This is a genomic window from Pseudomonas schmalbachii (assembly GCF_017589465.1).
GTDB classification, from domain to species: Bacteria; Pseudomonadota; Gammaproteobacteria; order Pseudomonadales; family Pseudomonadaceae; genus Pseudomonas; species Pseudomonas schmalbachii.
In genome coordinates this window covers 32,537-48,388 of the sequence record NZ_JAELYA010000007.1, presented here as the reverse complement: position 1 = coordinate 48,388, position 15,852 = coordinate 32,537, and the positions used below count along the sequence as shown (strand labels likewise).

The 15,852-nt window shown below is 59.3% G+C and carries 16 protein-coding genes, 2 tRNA genes and 2 pseudogenes; 16 read left to right on the top strand and 4 right to left on the bottom strand.

The window, feature by feature from the left end; genetic code table 11:
- Window positions 1-42 precede the first annotated feature (42 nt).
- From JFY56_RS17665 to JFY56_RS17655, 3 genes are all read left to right on the top strand, one after another.
- Window positions 43-555, top strand: a complete 513-nt coding sequence (locus JFY56_RS17665; protein WP_208315245.1) for a hypothetical protein — start codon at window positions 43-45, stop codon at window positions 553-555.
- Window positions 556-790: 235 nt separating this feature from the next.
- Window positions 791-1,186 carry a PA2779 family protein gene (locus JFY56_RS17660; RefSeq protein ID WP_208315244.1) on the top strand — a complete coding sequence of 132 codons (396 nt, stop codon included), beginning with the start codon at window positions 791-793 and terminating at the stop codon, window positions 1,184-1,186.
- A complete protein-coding gene (locus JFY56_RS17655; protein WP_208315243.1) occupies window positions 1,174-2,136 on the top strand; it encodes a PA2778 family cysteine peptidase in 963 nt (320 codons plus the stop codon). Before JFY56_RS17660 ends, JFY56_RS17655 begins: the two co-directional genes overlap by 13 nt.
- A 48-nt stretch (window positions 2,137-2,184) precedes the next feature.
- Here the strand turns inward: JFY56_RS17655 and JFY56_RS17650 are convergent, their stop codons facing one another.
- Complete coding sequence (locus JFY56_RS17650) at window positions 2,185-3,468, bottom strand: NAD(P)/FAD-dependent oxidoreductase (protein WP_208315242.1); 1,284 nt, start codon at window positions 3,466-3,468, stop codon at window positions 2,185-2,187.
- Window positions 3,469-3,653: 185 nt separating this feature from the next.
- Here JFY56_RS17650 and JFY56_RS17645 point away from each other — a divergent pair.
- A tRNA-Val gene (locus tag JFY56_RS17645) sits at window positions 3,654-3,730 on the top strand.
- Between the two features lie 193 nt (window positions 3,731-3,923).
- On the opposite strand, the gene JFY56_RS17640 is transcribed toward JFY56_RS17645, so the two are convergent.
- Both JFY56_RS17640 and JFY56_RS17635 read right to left on the bottom strand, forming a co-directional pair.
- Complete coding sequence (locus JFY56_RS17640) at window positions 3,924-4,148, bottom strand: hypothetical protein (RefSeq protein WP_208315241.1); 225 nt, start codon at window positions 4,146-4,148, stop codon at window positions 3,924-3,926.
- Window positions 4,149-4,501: 353 nt separating this feature from the next.
- Entirely contained in the window at window positions 4,502-4,855 is a 354-nt protein-coding gene (locus JFY56_RS17635) for a histone-like nucleoid-structuring protein, MvaT/MvaU family (protein ID WP_208315240.1), read from the bottom strand.
- Window positions 4,856-5,108: 253 nt separating this feature from the next.
- On the opposite strand from JFY56_RS17635, the gene JFY56_RS17630 reads away from it, so the two are divergent.
- The 10 genes from JFY56_RS17630 (at window position 5,109) to JFY56_RS17585 (ending at window position 13,626) form a co-directional block, all read left to right on the top strand.
- Window positions 5,109-5,942: an alpha/beta fold hydrolase gene (locus JFY56_RS17630; protein ID WP_208315239.1), complete on the top strand. Its 834-nt coding sequence runs from the start codon at window positions 5,109-5,111 to the stop codon at window positions 5,940-5,942.
- A 245-nt stretch (window positions 5,943-6,187) separates the two neighbouring features.
- On the top strand, window positions 6,188-8,110 hold the full coding sequence (thrS, locus tag JFY56_RS17625; RefSeq protein ID WP_208315238.1) for a threonine--tRNA ligase: 1,923 nt from the start codon (window positions 6,188-6,190) through the stop codon (window positions 8,108-8,110).
- Window positions 8,110-8,661, top strand: a complete 552-nt coding sequence (gene infC / locus JFY56_RS17620) for a translation initiation factor IF-3 (RefSeq protein WP_208315607.1) — start codon at window positions 8,110-8,112, stop codon at window positions 8,659-8,661. Before thrS ends, infC begins: the two co-directional genes overlap by 1 nt.
- 61 nt (window positions 8,662-8,722) lie before the next feature.
- The gene (gene rpmI / locus JFY56_RS17615) at window positions 8,723-8,917 is read left to right on the top strand and encodes a 50S ribosomal protein L35 (protein ID WP_208315237.1); all 195 of its coding nucleotides are present in this window, start codon (window positions 8,723-8,725) and stop codon (window positions 8,915-8,917) included.
- Between the two features lie 21 nt (window positions 8,918-8,938).
- Complete coding sequence (rplT, locus tag JFY56_RS17610) at window positions 8,939-9,295, top strand: 50S ribosomal protein L20 (RefSeq protein ID WP_043250919.1); 357 nt, start codon at window positions 8,939-8,941, stop codon at window positions 9,293-9,295.
- A gap of 97 nt (window positions 9,296-9,392) precedes the next feature.
- Window positions 9,393-10,409 (top strand): phenylalanine--tRNA ligase subunit alpha, encoded by a 1,017-nt coding sequence (gene pheS, locus JFY56_RS17605; protein WP_208315236.1) that lies wholly within the window; start codon window positions 9,393-9,395, stop codon window positions 10,407-10,409.
- A 35-nt stretch (window positions 10,410-10,444) separates the two neighbouring features.
- Window positions 10,445-12,823: a phenylalanine--tRNA ligase subunit beta gene (gene pheT / locus JFY56_RS17600; protein ID WP_208315235.1), complete on the top strand. Its 2,379-nt coding sequence runs from the start codon at window positions 10,445-10,447 to the stop codon at window positions 12,821-12,823.
- Between the two features lie 3 nt (window positions 12,824-12,826).
- A complete protein-coding gene (ihfA, locus tag JFY56_RS17595) occupies window positions 12,827-13,129 on the top strand; it encodes an integration host factor subunit alpha (protein WP_003090661.1) in 303 nt (100 codons plus the stop codon).
- The gene (locus JFY56_RS17590; RefSeq protein ID WP_208315234.1) at window positions 13,110-13,466 is read left to right on the top strand and encodes a MerR family transcriptional regulator; all 357 of its coding nucleotides are present in this window, start codon (window positions 13,110-13,112) and stop codon (window positions 13,464-13,466) included. The genes ihfA and JFY56_RS17590 overlap by 20 nt, the downstream gene beginning before the upstream one ends.
- 83 nt (window positions 13,467-13,549) lie before the next feature.
- Window positions 13,550-13,626, top strand: a tRNA-Pro gene (locus tag JFY56_RS17585).
- 82 nt (window positions 13,627-13,708) lie between these two features.
- Here JFY56_RS17585 and JFY56_RS24445 read toward each other — a convergent pair.
- Window positions 13,709-14,381 (bottom strand): annotated as a pseudogene (locus tag JFY56_RS24445) (tyrosine-type recombinase/integrase); the annotation flags it as partial.
- A gap of 57 nt (window positions 14,382-14,438) precedes the next feature.
- Between JFY56_RS24445 and JFY56_RS24740 the strand changes: the two are divergent.
- Together JFY56_RS24740 and JFY56_RS17580 are read left to right on the top strand one after the other, a co-directional pair.
- A pseudogene (locus JFY56_RS24740) lies at window positions 14,439-14,555 on the top strand (CopG family transcriptional regulator); the annotation flags it as partial.
- Window positions 14,556-14,726: 171 nt separating this feature from the next.
- Window positions 14,727-15,698: a helix-turn-helix domain-containing protein gene (locus JFY56_RS17580; protein ID WP_208315233.1), complete on the top strand. Its 972-nt coding sequence runs from the start codon at window positions 14,727-14,729 to the stop codon at window positions 15,696-15,698.
- The last annotated feature ends 154 nt before the right edge of the window (window positions 15,699-15,852 follow it).

Here is a 15,852-nt window from a genome sequence, read left to right as displayed (position 1 = left end):
GGTCATCCTCGCGGGCGTGCCATAGGTGTGTGGATTGTCTGGATGCGGATTCCCCTGAGCGACTGCGATCTCATCTGTTCCGGCTTTCGCCTGAGCGTGGCGGGCAGGCCGTCGCTGGAAGTCGATGGCGACCTGCTCTGGGCCATCGAGCGTCGCAGCCTGCAGCCGCTGGAAGTGAGCATCGAGGAGCAGGCGGATGGTGTGCTGGTCACTCCCTTGCCGGTGGAGCGGCAGGGCGCGTTCATGCCCCAGCAGGTGGTTTTCTGGCGCAATGAGCCGGTGCTGATACGCCATCTGCCCGGCGTCGACGATATCGACGGGGCACTTGCCTGGTGGTTGCGGCAATACGGCTTTGCACAGATTCCCGCGGAGGCAGTCGAAGTCGTCCGGCATGTCTGGGGCAGTCGGCTGAGCCTGGATCGTTCCCGGCTGCGCATGACCCCTGGCGGTGCCGAGCATTTCCTGTTTCCGGATGGCGCTGCCAGCATCTATCTCGGCTATCTCACCCTCGATTGGGATGCCCTGGTCTTCGAGGCGCGCGCGGGGGCTGACTGAATTCCCGTTGAACCGATGCTGGCAAAGTGCGGCCTAAGCAATTATCGCGCTGCGAGGTTGCTTGAATGGGAAACCGGAAGCCACCAGCCAGTCGCCCGGTCTGTTACCGGTCCCGGCGGCAATATCCATGGGACGCACCTAATCTTCACATCACCGTGGAGAGCAGATGGTCCGGTGCGGAACCATGGCTATGCCAGCGGGTCTACGAGCCGGTCCAACGAGGAGGTGACCAATAATGACCATAACAAAGAAGATGAAAGGCATTGCGGCAGCCCTGGCCTTCGCGCAGTTGGGTATGGTGGTCCAGGTGCCGGTGGCGCAGGCGTCGATGGTGGGAACGGCCGAGGTGCTGCAGGCGCAGTCGCAGCAGTATGACCGCCAGCAACTGCTGCAGATGCTCGACGACGAGGGTGTGCAGAACAAGCTGAAGGAGCTGGGTGTCGAGCGCAGCGTGGTCGAGAAGCGCATCAGCAGCCTGACCAATGAAGAGCTGGCGCAATTCAACCAGCAACTGGATCAGGCGCCGGCCGGCGGCATCATTGGCATCATCCTTCTGGTACTGCTGATCTTCGTCTTCACCGACCTGCTGTGCATCACGCACATCTTCACCTTCGTCAGATGCCAGCGGTAAGACTGCGCGGCCTGGCCATCGTCCTCGCCGCAGTGCTCCTTGGGGCATGCGCGAGGACGCCGCAGTTGCCGCCGGAAACATCCAGGCTGCCGGAGCGGGTCGAGCTGAGCGATGTGCAGTTCTTCCCGCAGCAGGAGTTTCAATGTGGCCCGGCAGCGCTTGCCACCATGCTCAACCAGCGTGGTGTGCGTGTGACACCGCGGCAGTTGAAGGACCGGGTGTACCTGCCCGGGCGCCAGGGCAGTCTGCAGGTCGAGCTGGTAGCTGCGGCGCGGGAGCAGGGGATGTTGGTCTATCCGCTGCGGCCGCGTCTGGAGGATGTGCTGACCGAGGTGGCTGCCGGCAACCCGGTGCTGGTGTTGCAGAACCAGGGGCTCGACTGGTTGCCGATGTGGCATTTCGCGGTGGTGGTCGGTTACGACCTCAATCGTCAGGAGTTGGTGCTGCGCTCGGGCATCACCAAGCGCCTGGTGATCGATTTCACCAGCTTCGACCTGACCTGGGTGCGCAGTGATCGTTGGGCGGTGGTGACGGTACCGGCGGATCGTGTGCCGGCGACGGCTGAGGCGACCCCGTGGCTCAAGGCTGCTCATGATCTTGAGGAAACCGGCCGTCCGGCGCTGGCCACACAGGCTTACCAGAACGCGACCCGCACCTGGCCGGGCGAGCCGCTGGGCTGGTTCGCCCTGGCCAATGCGCGTTATGCGTCTGCCGATCTGAGCGGGGCAGAGCAGGCCTTGCGCCAGAGCGTTGCTGTCGGCCCGAAGTTCGCGGCGGCCTGGTTCAACCTGGCCAATGTGCTGGGTGAGCGGGGATGCGCCGTGCAAGCGAAGGAGGCCGGACAGTGCGCCCGGCAGCTGGCGCCGCAGGATAGCCGCTTCACCACATTGCCGCCGAGCAGCGCGGCGGCTGGCAGTTGCGAGGTGTTGCCGGCGTGTCCGGGAAGCTGAAACGAAAACGGCGCCATTTGGATCTGGCGCCGTTTTTGTGTGCCTGGGTTACACGCCCAGCTTGTCGCGCAGGTTGTAGTACCAGGCGCCGATTGCGGAGAACGGAACCTGGAACATGCGACCGCCCGGGAACGGGTAGTGCGGCAGGTCGGCGAAGGCGTCGAAACGCTCGGCCTGGCCGCGCAAAGCCTCGGCCAGCACCTTGCCGGCCAGATGGGTGTAGGTGACGCCGTGGCCACTGCAACCCTGGGAATAGTAGATGTTGTCGCCGATCCGACCGACCTGCGGCAGGCGCGACAGGGTCAGCAGGAAGTTGCCGGTCCAGGCGAAGTCGATCTTCACGTCCTTCAGCTGCGGGAATACCTTCAGCATCTTCGGACGGATGATCGCCTCGATGTTCGACGGATCACGCGCACCGTAGACCACGCCGCCACCGAAGATCAGGCGCTTGTCGCCAGTGAGGCGGTAGTAGTCCAGCAGGTAGTTGCAGTCCTCGACGCAGTAGTCCTGCGGCAGCAGGGTCTTGGCCAGCTCGTCGCTCAGCGGCTCGGTGGTGATCACCTGGGTGCCGCACGGCATCGACTTGGAAGCCAGCTCCGGAACCAGGCCGCCGAGGTAGGCGTTACCGGCGACAACCACGAACTTGGCTTTCACACGGCCTTGCGGGGTGTGCACCACCGGGTTGGCGCCACGCTCGATGCGGGTTGCCGGGCTCTGCTCGTGAATCACGCCGCCCAGGGATTCCACGGCTGCGGCTTCGCCCAGCGCGAGGTTCAGCGGGTGGATGTGGCCGCCGCTCATGTCGAGCATGCCACCGACGTAGCTGTCGGTAGCGACGACTTCACGAATGCGCTTGGCGTCCATCAGTTCCAGCTGGGTGTGGCCAAAGCGCTCCCAGAGCTTCTTCTGCGACTCCAGGTGGCCCATCTGCTTGGCACTGAGGGCGGCGAACACGCCACCGTCCTTCAGGTCGCACTGGATGTTGTACCTGGCGATACGCTCGCGAATGATGCGGCCGCCTTCGAAGGCCATCTGGCCGAGCAGTTGCGCCTGCTTCGGCCCAACGGTGCGCTCGATGACATCGATGTCACGGCTATAGCTGTTGACGATCTGCCCGCCGTTGCGCCCGGATGCGCCGAAGCCCACCTTGGCGGCTTCGAGGACGGTGACCTTGAAGCCGTTTTCCAGCAGGAACAGGGCAGTGGAGAGGCCGGTATAGCCGGCACCCACGATGCATACGTCGGTTTCGGTTTCCCCTTTCAGCTCAGGGCGTGCGGGAACCGGATTGGCCGACGCTGCATAGTAGGAGGAGGGGTATGGAGTGTGCGGCATATTGCACCTGTGTTTGTTATTTTTTACGAGATGTGCCGATGCTACCCGAGTCCGAATCGGCCGGCTAGTGCCTGTGCAAAATTTTCAACGCCCGAGTGAACATAAAAAAATTCACTTTTTCAGTGGGTTAGCGAAAAAAGCGCTTGACGCCCGAAATTCATCGCGTAGAATGCGCCCACATCGACAGGCACATAGCTCAGTTGGTTAGAGCACCACCTTGACATGGTGGGGGTCGTTGGTTCGAGTCCAATTGTGCCTACCAAACATAACCGCTTCGGCGGTACGCGAAGGGCGATCCGAAAGGATCGCCCTTTTTGTTTTGGCTCGCGTAAAGGGCGTGCTGCGGCTTCGGTGTTCGGCAATCAGACAGTCTAGCCCTGTGTGGGGCGTTGCTGGCTGGTGTCGGCTGGATGGTGGAGTGCGGTCCCGGAAGTGCCGGGGCGCCGGCGCCTGCTTCAGGCGGTAAGCGAGCTCTGGATGCGCTCGATGACGGCTTGCAGGGGTTCCGGTTTCTGGTACTGCTGTGGGTACAGGCGTTCGCTGTGGCGCGCAATGCCGTGCTCATTCACCAGTGTGAAGCTGAAGCTGTCCTTCTTCCTGGCCATGACGATGCAGTTCAGTGGAGCGAACGCGGAGGACAGGGTGTGGATTGCATGCTGGATTTGAGTGGGTGTGTTCATATTTTCTTGATCATTTCCTGAATGTAACGGTGCTATGACCGCCAATGGCGGAAAAAGCTCCGGTTGATTCAAGGATGCGCTGCATTTGTGACCGGAATATGGCTGCCGGTGGCTATTCGAGTCGGGTGATAAGCGAAATTTGTGCGGGAGATAGTGCCTGCGATGTGGACTAGTCCAGTGCCGGCTTTGTGTGCGGGTGGATGTGTCGCTTGACTGTCGGAAAGTCGCTGCGGGCAGGGAATATTGCGTAGCAGCAATATTTTGGAGACTGCCGGTTCTGTCTTGCGTTATCGGGTGGGGCGGTCAGGTGAGTATTCCCGCGGCAGCGCCTTGCACGCTTCCGCGGGTGAGGCTTACTTCTGCAGCCAGGACTCTACGGTGTCGTTGCCGTATTGCTGTTTCCAGGCTTTCAGGGTCTTGTGGTTGCCGCCTTTGGTTTCGATGGTCTCGCCGTTATGCGGGTTCTTGTAGACCTTGAGCTGGCGGCTGCGGCGCTGCGGTGCGGGCTCCAGTTCGACCGGCAACTGCGGATCGAGAATCTCGATGACGTTGCGCAGGTTCATGCCGTATTCGTCCATCAGGGATTGCAGTTGATCCTTGAATTCCAGTTCCTTTTTCAGGGAGCCGTCGCTTTTCAGCTTTTCAAGCAGGGCAAGTTGTTCTTGAAGGAGGCGTTCGGCTGCGCGGAATTCCGCAAGTTTGGACATCATGTACTCCGGTTGGGTGTTTGAATTGCTGATTTATTGTCCAAGTTAATCCGGGATAACGTCAACTCCGTTTGTTGTTTATTCATTTCCCGCTGTTTTTTGGGGCGGTAGAACTTCCTGTCCGGTTTCATGTCCGGCGGCTTGTGTGGTGTGTATTGAGCTCGGCTGTTGGATAATTATCGTGCATCGAGGCAAGTCCTCATTTTTTGTATGTGATTCGCTGCGTTCGGGTGATTGCGGGTTGGGGGAAGGAATGAGCTCCAGGGTTCAGTCGTACAGGGTTAATGGCTATGAGCTCGCTTGTCTGGACGAAGGCGAGGGAGTGCCGCTTGTGCTCGTGCATGGCTCGCTGTGCGATTACCGCTACTGGCAATGGCAGTTGCGTGGTCTGGGGCAGGATTTTCGCCTGGTGGTGCCGAGTCTTCGGCATTACTACCCGGAAAAATGGGATGGCAAGGGGAGTGGTTTCTCCACTCGGCAGCATGTGGATGACCTGCTCGAGTTGCTGGATCGGCTGGGTGAGCCTGTTCACCTGCTGGGGCACTCGCGGGGCGGCAATGTATGTCTCCGCGTCGCGCTGGAGGCGCCGGAGCGCTTGCGCACGCTTTCGCTGGCTGATCCGGGAGGGGACTTCGCAGTCGATGTGTTCCGCTTTGCCGGCGTGGAAATGCCTGTCCTGCCACGCGAGCGGAATCGCTTTCGCGAGCAGGCCTTGCAGTTGATCCAGCAGGGGGCGGTCGAAGAGGGCTTGTCGCTCTTCGTCGATACGGTAAGCGGGCAGGGTATCTGGGCCCGTTCTTCGCGGCATTTCCGCGAGATGGCCGCGGATAATGCGATGACCCTGGTCGGCCAGGTGCGCGACCAGCCCGAGCCGCTGGGGCGCGAGGTTCTTGAGCGCTTGGGTGTTCCAGTGCTGCTGCTGAGTGGCGAGCTGAGCCCGGAGCCGTTCCCGGGAGTGGTCGAAGCATTGCGCAAGGTGCTGCCGGATGCCCGGGTGTCGGTAATAGCCGGTGCATCCCATGGCATGAACGCCATGCGGCCGGCTGCGTTCAATCGTGCCGTGCTGGAGTTCATCCGGCAGTTCTGACTGCTGCATATATGTGCCGCTCGTCAGTTCGGGCAACTTGCAGTAACATTGCGCCTTTCCCGGACTGCCTGGTCCGGGCGTTGTTCGTTCGATTTCTTCCAGTGATCTCCGTCCGCGCGCGAAAGCGCAGGGTGCCGAACAGGCGCCTGCCACTGTGAGGCAGGCATGCCCGGCGGGCGACGCTTACTGGCACATCCCAACCCATGTGGCCTTTCGTAGGGGTCACCACTAGGAGAGGAGGCGCCATGCCCATCATTACTCTTCCCGACGGTAGTCAGCGTTCGTTCGATAATCCGGTCAGCGTGGCCGAGGTGGCTCAATCCATTGGCGCGGGCCTGGCCAAGGCAACCCTGGCCGGCAAGGTCAACGGCCGTCTGGTGGATGCCTGCGATCTGATCGATACCGACGCGACCCTGCAGATCATCACGCCGAAGGACGAGGAAGGGCTGGAGATCATTCGCCACTCCTGCGCGCACTTGGTTGGGCATGCGGTCAAGCAACTCTATCCGACCGCCAGGATGGTGATCGGGCCGGTGATCGAAGAGGGCTTCTATTACGACATCTCCTTCGAACGCCCCTTTACTCCGGAAGACATGGCGGCGATCGAGAAGCGCATGCAGGAGCTGATCGACACGGACTACGACGTCATCAAGAAGATGACTCCCCGTGCCGAGGTCATCGAAGTCTTCAAGGCTCGCGGCGAGGACTACAAGCTGCGACTCGTCGAAGACATGCCCGACGAGAAGGCGATGGGCCTCTACTACCACGAGGAATACGTGGACATGTGCCGTGGCCCGCACGTGCCCAATACCCGCTTCCTCAAGGCGTTCAAACTGACCAAGATTTCCGGTGCCTACTGGCGCGGCGACTCGAAGAACGAGCAACTGCAGCGCATCTACGGCACCGCCTGGGCTGACAAGAAGCAGCTGGCTGCCTACATCCAGCGCATCGAAGAGGCCGAAAAGCGCGATCACCGCAAGCTCGGCAAGCGCCTGGATCTGTTCCATACCCAGGAAGAAGCTCCGGGTATGGTGTTCTGGCACCCGAACGGCTGGACCGTCTATCAGGTGCTCGAGCAGTACATGCGCAAGGTACAGCGTGATAACGGCTACCTGGAGATCAAGACCCCGCAAGTGGTCGATCGCAGCCTCTGGGAGAAGTCCGGTCACTGGGCGAACTACGCCGAGAACATGTTCACCACCGAGTCGGAAAGCCGCGACTACGCGATCAAGCCGATGAACTGCCCGTGCCACGTGCAGGTGTTCAATCAGGGCCTGAAGAGCTATCGCGAGCTGCCAATGCGTCTGGCCGAGTTTGGTGCCTGTCACCGCAACGAGCCGTCCGGTGCGTTGCACGGCATCATGCGTGTGCGTGCCTTCACCCAGGACGATGCACATATCTTCTGCACCGAAGAGCAGATGCAGGCCGAGGCGGCAGCCTTCATCAAGCTGACCCTGGATGTGTATTCGGACTTCGGCTTCTCCGATATCGAGCTGAAACTGTCCACTCGTCCGGAAAAACGCGTGGGCTCCGACGAGTTGTGGGATCAGGCTGAAGCGGCTCTGGCTGCGGCCCTGGATCATGCTGGCCTGAAGTGGGATCTGCAGCCGGGCGAGGGTGCGTTCTACGGTCCGAAGATCGAGTTCTCTCTCAAGGATTGCCTGGGTCGCGTATGGCAGTGCGGCACCCTGCAGCTTGACTTCAACCTCCCGACCCGCCTGGGCGCGGAGTACGTCAGTGAGGACAACAACCGCAAGCATCCGGTGATGCTGCACCGCGCGATTCTCGGTTCCTTCGAGCGCTTCATCGGGATGCTCATCGAGCACTACGAAGGAGCCTTCCCGGCATGGCTGGCGCCGACCCAGGCGGTGGTGATGAACATCACCGACAAGCAGGCCGAATTTGCCGACGAAGTGGTCCGTCTGCTCGACGAAAGCGGATTCCGTGCCAAGTCCGACTTGAGAAACGAGAAAATCGGCTTTAAAATCCGCGAGCATACTTTGCTCAAGGTTCCCTACCTCCTGGTTATTGGCGATAGGGAAGTTGAATCGAAGGCCGTCGCCGTACGTACCCGCGAAGGTGAGGATCTCGGCTCCATGCCGGTTTCCCAATTCGTCGAACTGCTGGCTCAGACGGTTTCCCGGCGTGGTCGCCAAGACTCGGAGTAATCATTATTAAGCGTGAAATGAGGCAGGATAAGCGAGCTGTACCGAAGCCCCCGATCAACGAGAACATCTCTGCGCGCGAGGTTCGGCTGATCGGTGCAGATGGAGCTCAGATTGGTGTGGTCTCGATCGACGAGGCCCTTCGCCACGCCGAAGAAGCCAAGCTGGATCTGGTGGAAATTTCCGCAGATGCGGTGCCTCCTGTCTGCCGCATCATGGACTACGGCAAGCACCTGTTCGAGAAAAAGAAACAGGCTGCTGCTGCCAAGAAGAACCAGCACCAGCAACAGATCAAAGAAATCAAGTTTCGTCCAGGGACGGAAGAAGGGGATTACCAGGTAAAACTACGCAACCTGGTACGTTTCCTTAGCGAGGGGGACAAGGCCAAGGTATCGCTTCGATTCCGTGGTCGTGAGATGGCTCACCAGGAGCTGGGGATGGAACTGCTGAAGCGGGTCGAACAGGACCTCGCCGAATACGGTGCCGTCGAACAGCATCCTAAGCTGGAAGGACGCCAGCTGATGATGGTCATCGCCCCCAAAAAGAAAAAATAACCACCAGGGCACTGGCAGGCCTTGCGGTTATGCGTAATCACTGAATGCGGAGTATCCGAACATGCCAAAGATGAAGACCAAGAGTGGCGCTGCAAAGCGCTTCAAGAAGACTGCTGGTGGCCTCAAGCACAAGCACGCCTTCAAGAGCCACATCCTGACCAAGATGAGCACCAAGCGTAAGCGTCAACTGCGTGGCACCACCATGCTCGCTGCGTCTGATGTTCGTCGTGTAGAACGCTCCCTGCGTCTGCGTTGATTTCCGGTAGAGGATTAATAAATGGCTCGTGTTAAGCGTGGCGTCATTGCTCGTCGCCGTCACAAGAAAATTCTGAAACTCGCCAAAGGCTACTACGGTGCACGCTCGCGCGTGTTCCGCGTTGCCAAGCAGGCGGTAATCAAGGCCGGCCAATACGCCTACCGTGACCGCCGTCAGCGCAAGCGCCAGTTCCGCGCACTGTGGATCGCCCGTATCAACGCGGGTGCTCGCATGAACGGTCTGTCTTACAGTCGTCTGATCGCTGGCCTGAAAAAGGCTGCGATCGAGATCGACCGTAAGGTTCTGGCCGATCTGGCAGTGAACGAAAAAGCGGCGTTTACCGCGATTGTCGAAAAAGCTAAGGCAAGCTTGGCTTAAGCCCTAAGACAATCACCGGACTCTGGTCCGGAAGTAACGTCACCGATAGGGGAAGAGCCTGACCGCTCTTCCCCTATTTTGTATCTGGAGTTGGTACATGGAAAACCTGGACGCGCTGGTCTCCCAAGCCCTGGAGGCTGTGCGACACACCGAAGACGTCAACGCCCTGGAGCAGATCCGGGTTCATTATCTTGGCAAGAAAGGCGAGCTGACCCAGGTGATGAAGACCCTGGGCGACCTGCCGGCCGAAGAGCGCCCGAAGGTTGGCGCACTGATCAACGTTGCCAAGGAAAAGGTGCAGGACGCTCTGAATGCGCGTAAGACCGAGCTGGAGGGCGCGGCCCTGGCGGCGCGGCTGGCGGCCGAGCGTATCGATGTGACCCTGCCTGGTCGTGGCCAGTCCTCCGGCGGTCTGCATCCGGTGACCCGTACCAAGGAACGCATCGAGCAATGCTTCACCCGCATCGGCTATGAAGTCGCCGAAGGTCCGGAAGTAGAAGACGACTATCACAACTTCGAAGCGCTCAACATCCCCGGCCACCATCCGGCCCGGGCGATGCACGATACCTTCTACTTTAACGCCAACATGCTGCTGCGTACCCATACCTCGCCGGTACAGGTGCGCACCATGGAAAGCCAGCGCCCGCCGATCCGCATCGTTTGCCCCGGCCGTGTGTACCGCTGCGACTCCGACCTGACTCACTCGCCGATGTTCCACCAGGTGGAAGGTCTGCTGATCGACGAAGACGTCAGCTTCGCCGATCTCAAGGGCACCATCGAAGAATTCCTCCGTGCGTTCTTCGAGAAAGAATTCTCCGTACGTTTCCGCCCGTCCTTCTTCCCCTTCACCGAGCCTTCGGCGGAAGTCGACATCCAGTGCGTGATCTGCAGCGGCAAGGGCTGCCGCGTCTGCAAGCAGACCGGCTGGCTGGAAGTCATGGGCTGCGGCATGGTGCATCCCAACGTGCTGCGCATGTCCGGCATTGACCCGGAAAAATACCAGGGCTTTGCCTTCGGCATGGGCGTCGAGCGCCTGGCCATGCTGCGCTACGGCGTGAACGACTTGCGCCTGTTCTTCGACAACGATCTGCGGTTCCTCGGGCAATTCCGCTAGGCCGCACGACGTCAACGAATTATTAGGAGAGCAGGATGAAATTCAGTGAACAATGGCTGCGGAGCTGGGTAAATCCGCAGGCTTCCCGTGATGAGCTGGTGGCTCGTCTGTCCATGGCCGGCCTTGAGGTCGATGCTGTGATTCCCGCCGCCGGCGTCTTCAGCGGCATCGTGGTGGGCGAAGTGCTCGCCACCGAGCAGCATCCGGATGCCGACAAGCTGCGCGTCTGCCAGGTGAGCAACGGCAACGAAACCTTCCAGGTGGTCTGCGGCGCGCCCAACGTGCGTCCCGGCCTGAAAATCCCCTTCGCCATGATCGGCGCCCAGCTGCCGGGCGACTTCCAGATCAAGAAGGCCAAGCTGCGCGGCGTAGAGTCCAACGGCATGCTCTGCTCTGCAAAAGAGCTGGAGATCAGCGACGACAACTCCGGGCTGATGGAGCTGGCGGCCGATGCACCGGTTGGCCAGGATATTCGCGCCTACCTGCAGTTGGACGATGTCTCCATCGAGCTCGGCCTGACGCCGAACCGTGGCGATTGCCTGTCGCTCAGCGGCCTGGCTCGTGAAGTCAGCGCGCTGTACGCCACGCCGGTCGCTCCGGTGCAGGTCGAGGCAGTCGCACCGGCCCATGACGAAGTTCGTCCGGTCGAACTGCTGGCTCCCCAGGCCTGTCCGCGTTACCTCGGTCGTGTCATCCGCAATGTCGACCTGAGCCGCCCGACTCCTCTGTGGATGGTCGAGCGTCTGCGTCGCTCCGATATCCGCAGCATCGACGCGGCGGTCGACGTCACCAACTACGTGATGCTCGAACTGGGCCAGCCGATGCATGCCTTCGATCTCCAGGAGATCAAGGGCGGTATCCGCGTGCGCTTGGCGGAGGAGGGCGAGAAGCTGGTCCTGCTGGATGGCCAGGAAGTCACCCTGCGCGCCGATACCCTGGTGATTGCCGACCACGAACGTGCTCTGGCCATCGCCGGTGTGATGGGCGGCGAGCACAGTGGCGTGAGCGCCAAGACTCGTGATCTGTTCCTCGAGAGTGCTTTCTTCGACACCATCGCAGTGGCAGGCAAGGCTCGCTCCTATGGTCTGCACACCGACTCTTCGCATCGCTTCGAGCGTGGCGTGGACTGGCAGCTGGCGCGTCGTGCCATGGAGCGTGCTACCTCGCTGCTCCTGGAGATCGTCGGCGGCGAAGCCGGCCCGGTAATCGAGCAGGTAAGCGCTGCCGATCTGCCGAAAGTGGCGTCCGTTACGCTGCGTGCTGATCGCGTCAAGCAAATGCTCAGCATGGACATGGACGCTGCGGAGATCGAGCGTCTGCTCACCGCGCTGGAGTTCGACGTCAAGGCTGATGGCGAAGGACGCTGGCAGGTCGGCGTGCCCAGCCATCGCTTCGACGTTTCCCTGGAAGTCGACCTGATCGAGGAACTGGCTCGCCTGTATGGCTACAATCGTCTACCGGTGCGTTACCCGCAGGCGCGCCTGGCGCCGAACACCAAGTCCGAGTCGCAGGCGGAGTTGCCGGGGCTGCGTCGTCTGCTGGTGGCCCGCGGTTACCAGGAGGCGATCACCTACAGCTTCATCGATCCCAAACTGTTCGAGCTGTTCCATCCGGGCGTGAAGCCGCTGCTGCTGGCCAATCCGATCTCCGCGGACATGGCGGCCATGCGTGCGTCTCTGTGGCCGGGCCTGATCAAGTCGCTGCAGCACAACCTGAACCGCCAGCAGTCGCGCGTGCGCCTGTTCGAGAGCGGCCTGCGTTTTGTCGGTCAACTCGAAGGCCTCAAGCAGGAGGCCATGCTCGCTGGCGTTCTCTGCGGCAGCCGCCAGCCGGAAGGCTGGGCCAACGGTCGCGACGGCATCGACTTCTTCGACGCCAAGGCCGATGTGGAGGCGCTGCTGGGCAATGCCGGCGCGCCGGAAACCTTCAGCTTCATGCCGGGCGAGCATCCGGCCCTGCACCCGGGGCAGACCGCTCGGATCGAGCGTGATGGCGTGCTGGTTGGCTACCTTGGCGCGTTGCACCCGGAGCTGGCCAAGGTGCTGGACCTGGATCATCCGGTCTATCTCTTCGAGCTGGTGCTGGCGGAAGTGGCGCGTGGTCGCCTGCCGAAGTTCAGTGAACTGTCGCGTTTCCCCGAAGTGCGCCGTGACCTCGCCTTGCTGGTAGATCGCGATACGCCGGCCGAGTTCGTCCTTGCGGCGATCCGTGAATCGGCGGGGGAATGGCTCACCGACCTCAGGCTGTTTGATGTCTATCACGGAAAAGGCATTGATCCGCTTAGAAAAAGCTTGGCCGTCGGCTTGACCTGGCAGCATCCATCACGCACTCTTAACGATGACGAGGTGAATGCCACAACGCAAAATATCGTCGCCTCGCTGGAGCAAAGGTTCAACGCCACGTTAAGGAAGTAGCGTATGGGGGCTCTGACGAAAGCTGAAATTGCCGAACGTCTGTATGAAGAGCTGGGCCTGAACAAGCGGGAAGCCAAGGAGCTGGTGGAGCTCTTCTTCGAAGAGATCCGCCAGGCGCTGGAGCACAACGAGCAGGTGAAGTTGTCCGGTTTTGGCAACTTCGACCTGCGCGATAAACGCCAGCGCCCGGGACGCAACCCGAAAACGGGAGAGGAAATCCCGATCACGGCTCGCCGCGTCGTCACCTTTCGTCCAGGCCAGAAACTGAAAGCCAGGGTTGAGGCTTATGCTGGAACCAAGTCATAACGACGAACTTCCGCCAATTCCGGGCAAGCGCTACTTCACCATCGGTGAAGTAAGCGATCTTTGCGCGGTGAAGCCGCATGTTCTGCGCTACTGGGAGCAGGAGTTCCCGCAACTCAATCCAGTCAAGCGCCGCGGAAACCGCCGCTATTATCAGCGCCAGGACGTGCTGATGATCCGCCAGATCCGCGCGCTGCTTTACGACCAGGGCTTCACCATCGGCGGCGCCCGCCAACGCCTTTCGGGCGACGAAGCTCGCGAGGACGTCACTCAGTACAAACAACTGATCCGGCAGATGATCACCGAGTTGGAAGATGTACTGCAGGTGCTGCGCAAGTAGCTGAAAAAAATGAAAAAAGCGCTTTCCGGGCAGAAATGCTTGCGGTATAGTGCGAACCGCTCCCAGGGGACTGGTAGCATCGTCGGGGCGTAGCGCAGCCTGGTAGCGCACTTGCATGGGGTGCAAGGGGTCGAGTGTTCGAATCACTCCGTCCCGACCAATATATCAATGACTTAGCCACCTTCGGGTGGCTTTGTCGTTTCTGGCTCAGTGACTTTTCAAGTGGCTGAGCTAATTTTCGACTATCCCTGCCTCCTCTTCAGGATCGTCAGCGACGGTGCGCGACTATCAGTTGTCGATACCTTATTGGCCGCATTGATCAGTTGATCCAGCTTCGCCACGGAGTAATGGCTGGTGGTGCTGCCGTTCTTGTGGCCCATATGCTTCAGGTCGTGAATCCGTAGAGACCGACAGCCAGGGTGCGCCGGCGTGCGATGGGCCCTTTCCCATTTGTCCGCCACACGCACCCTGGCCTTCCTCTAGGCACTGTCGTTCATCCGGTGAACTGCCGTCGGTCCATTCGCATCCGGCTTCCCATAAGGGAGGACCAAAGTTTGATGAAGGCTGCGCTGTCCTTCGATGGTTCGCTTGACCACGCCGTTCAAAACGATAAGGCGATCCTCGCTATTCTTCATGCCCGACTTCTCGTGACGCTCACCAAACTCATCTGAAATGAGGAGCACATTGGTTCCAGGTTCCAGGTTCCAGGTTCCAGGTTCTGGGATCTTGATCTCCCATTCCCATTCCTAGCGCAGTTTGCAGACCTCCTGCTCGCGGCACCCGGTGTTCACCTTGTATGGCGCCATGCGCAATAGATGGTGAGGAAGCTCGGCAGATGATCGATTGTTCTTCTCATGACATTGGATAGGGCGGGCGTCGTGTCTTCTTCCCGTCCAGCTTGGAGGTCATAGGCACGTGCTAATTCATGGTCGTTTCTCTTCGTTCCGTCATTTCAGGGCGCATAGGTTGGATGCCAAGCAATTGGGTCGATTGTCGCGCCAGTTCGAGAAGCTGGAACGCGGCCAGAACACTGAGATCGAGACGCTAACTTTGTTCACCAGCGATAGCACGCCAGTGCCCAACGCCTACGCCAACCACGTGTATCAAGACAGTTCGATGGTGGTTTCACGAGAGACTCGTCGATTGCCAGCGCGAGGTTTATTTGCGAGGACTTTGCAGCAGCTCTTCTGTCCATGGTATATGTATTTGACATATACATTTTTATACGTATGATATGCGTATAAAAATGAGGACTGGCACATGTCACTTAAGCTCAAGCAATTCAGAATAAAAGCCGGCTTGACGCAAGCCAAGCTGGCCAAGGCTGTAGGAGTCTCGCAGCCGAATTACCAGAGGTGGGAGAGTGGAACGGCACCAATCCCGGAGGACAAGTTAAAAAAACTAGCTGAGGTACTGCAGGCTGGTGCCGATACCTTGCTTGGTCGGCATGCACCAATTCATGCAGGGTTTTACGATGAATCGATCGGAGAAGATCTCAATTATTATGGCGAGGTTTCTATCCACTTTCATGGAGGAGGAAAACCACTTTTACTTTCAATAACAGATGGTGAGTTTTCTCGCCTGTATAGAAATTTACAGAGAAACTTGAGATTTGTAATAGTCGAGAGCTTGGCGAATCAGAAAGCTATTATCCGGACACAGGCGATTGCTGACTTATATTTTTCAAGTGAGGCCTACGATGATTTTGGGCTCGAACATGAAGATTATGAGGATCACATTCTGTTTCAGATGCCCGACCCGCGTGACTGGGAAATCGTGGAAGCGCTGTCTGAAGATGACGAGTACGCTCTTAGCGAATTCTCTACTGAAGATGTCCAGCGTGTTTCGGAAGTCGTTATGATTACGGATGAACAGTATGAAGTGCTTGTGGCCGATGGGCGGATAAGGCCGGAGGATCTGGAAAGGGAAAGAAATAAGAACCAAGAAGAGACGGACAGAATATTCGGCCTTGCAACCAAATTGAAGTATCAACTTTCAAATGGGCGGCAGCGCAGCGTAGAGAGCCTGGGCGCAGAGGAGATGTTCGAGGCCTTTTATAAATTGGTGGATTTTGACGGGGACACAGATGATGACTTGATAGCTATGTCGATTGAAGGAACACATCGTATCGCTTTCATCAATAAAGCAGCCTTGGATTATGTCATTCTGCCGGCGCATCGCTTCGATCAAGGAAGAATAGAGGTGGAGGGAAAGATGCTTGATGAAAACTGAAGCCTGCTGCAGTTAATCGCCGCTCAGACAAAGATAGAGAGCTCGCCGTGATCTCAACCCGTCAGTTGCTGTTGATTCGACTCGCAGGCAGCTTGATGCCGGTGTGAATGCTCAGTAACCGCTCTTGCAATGAATATTATCCACCTTGCAGGCG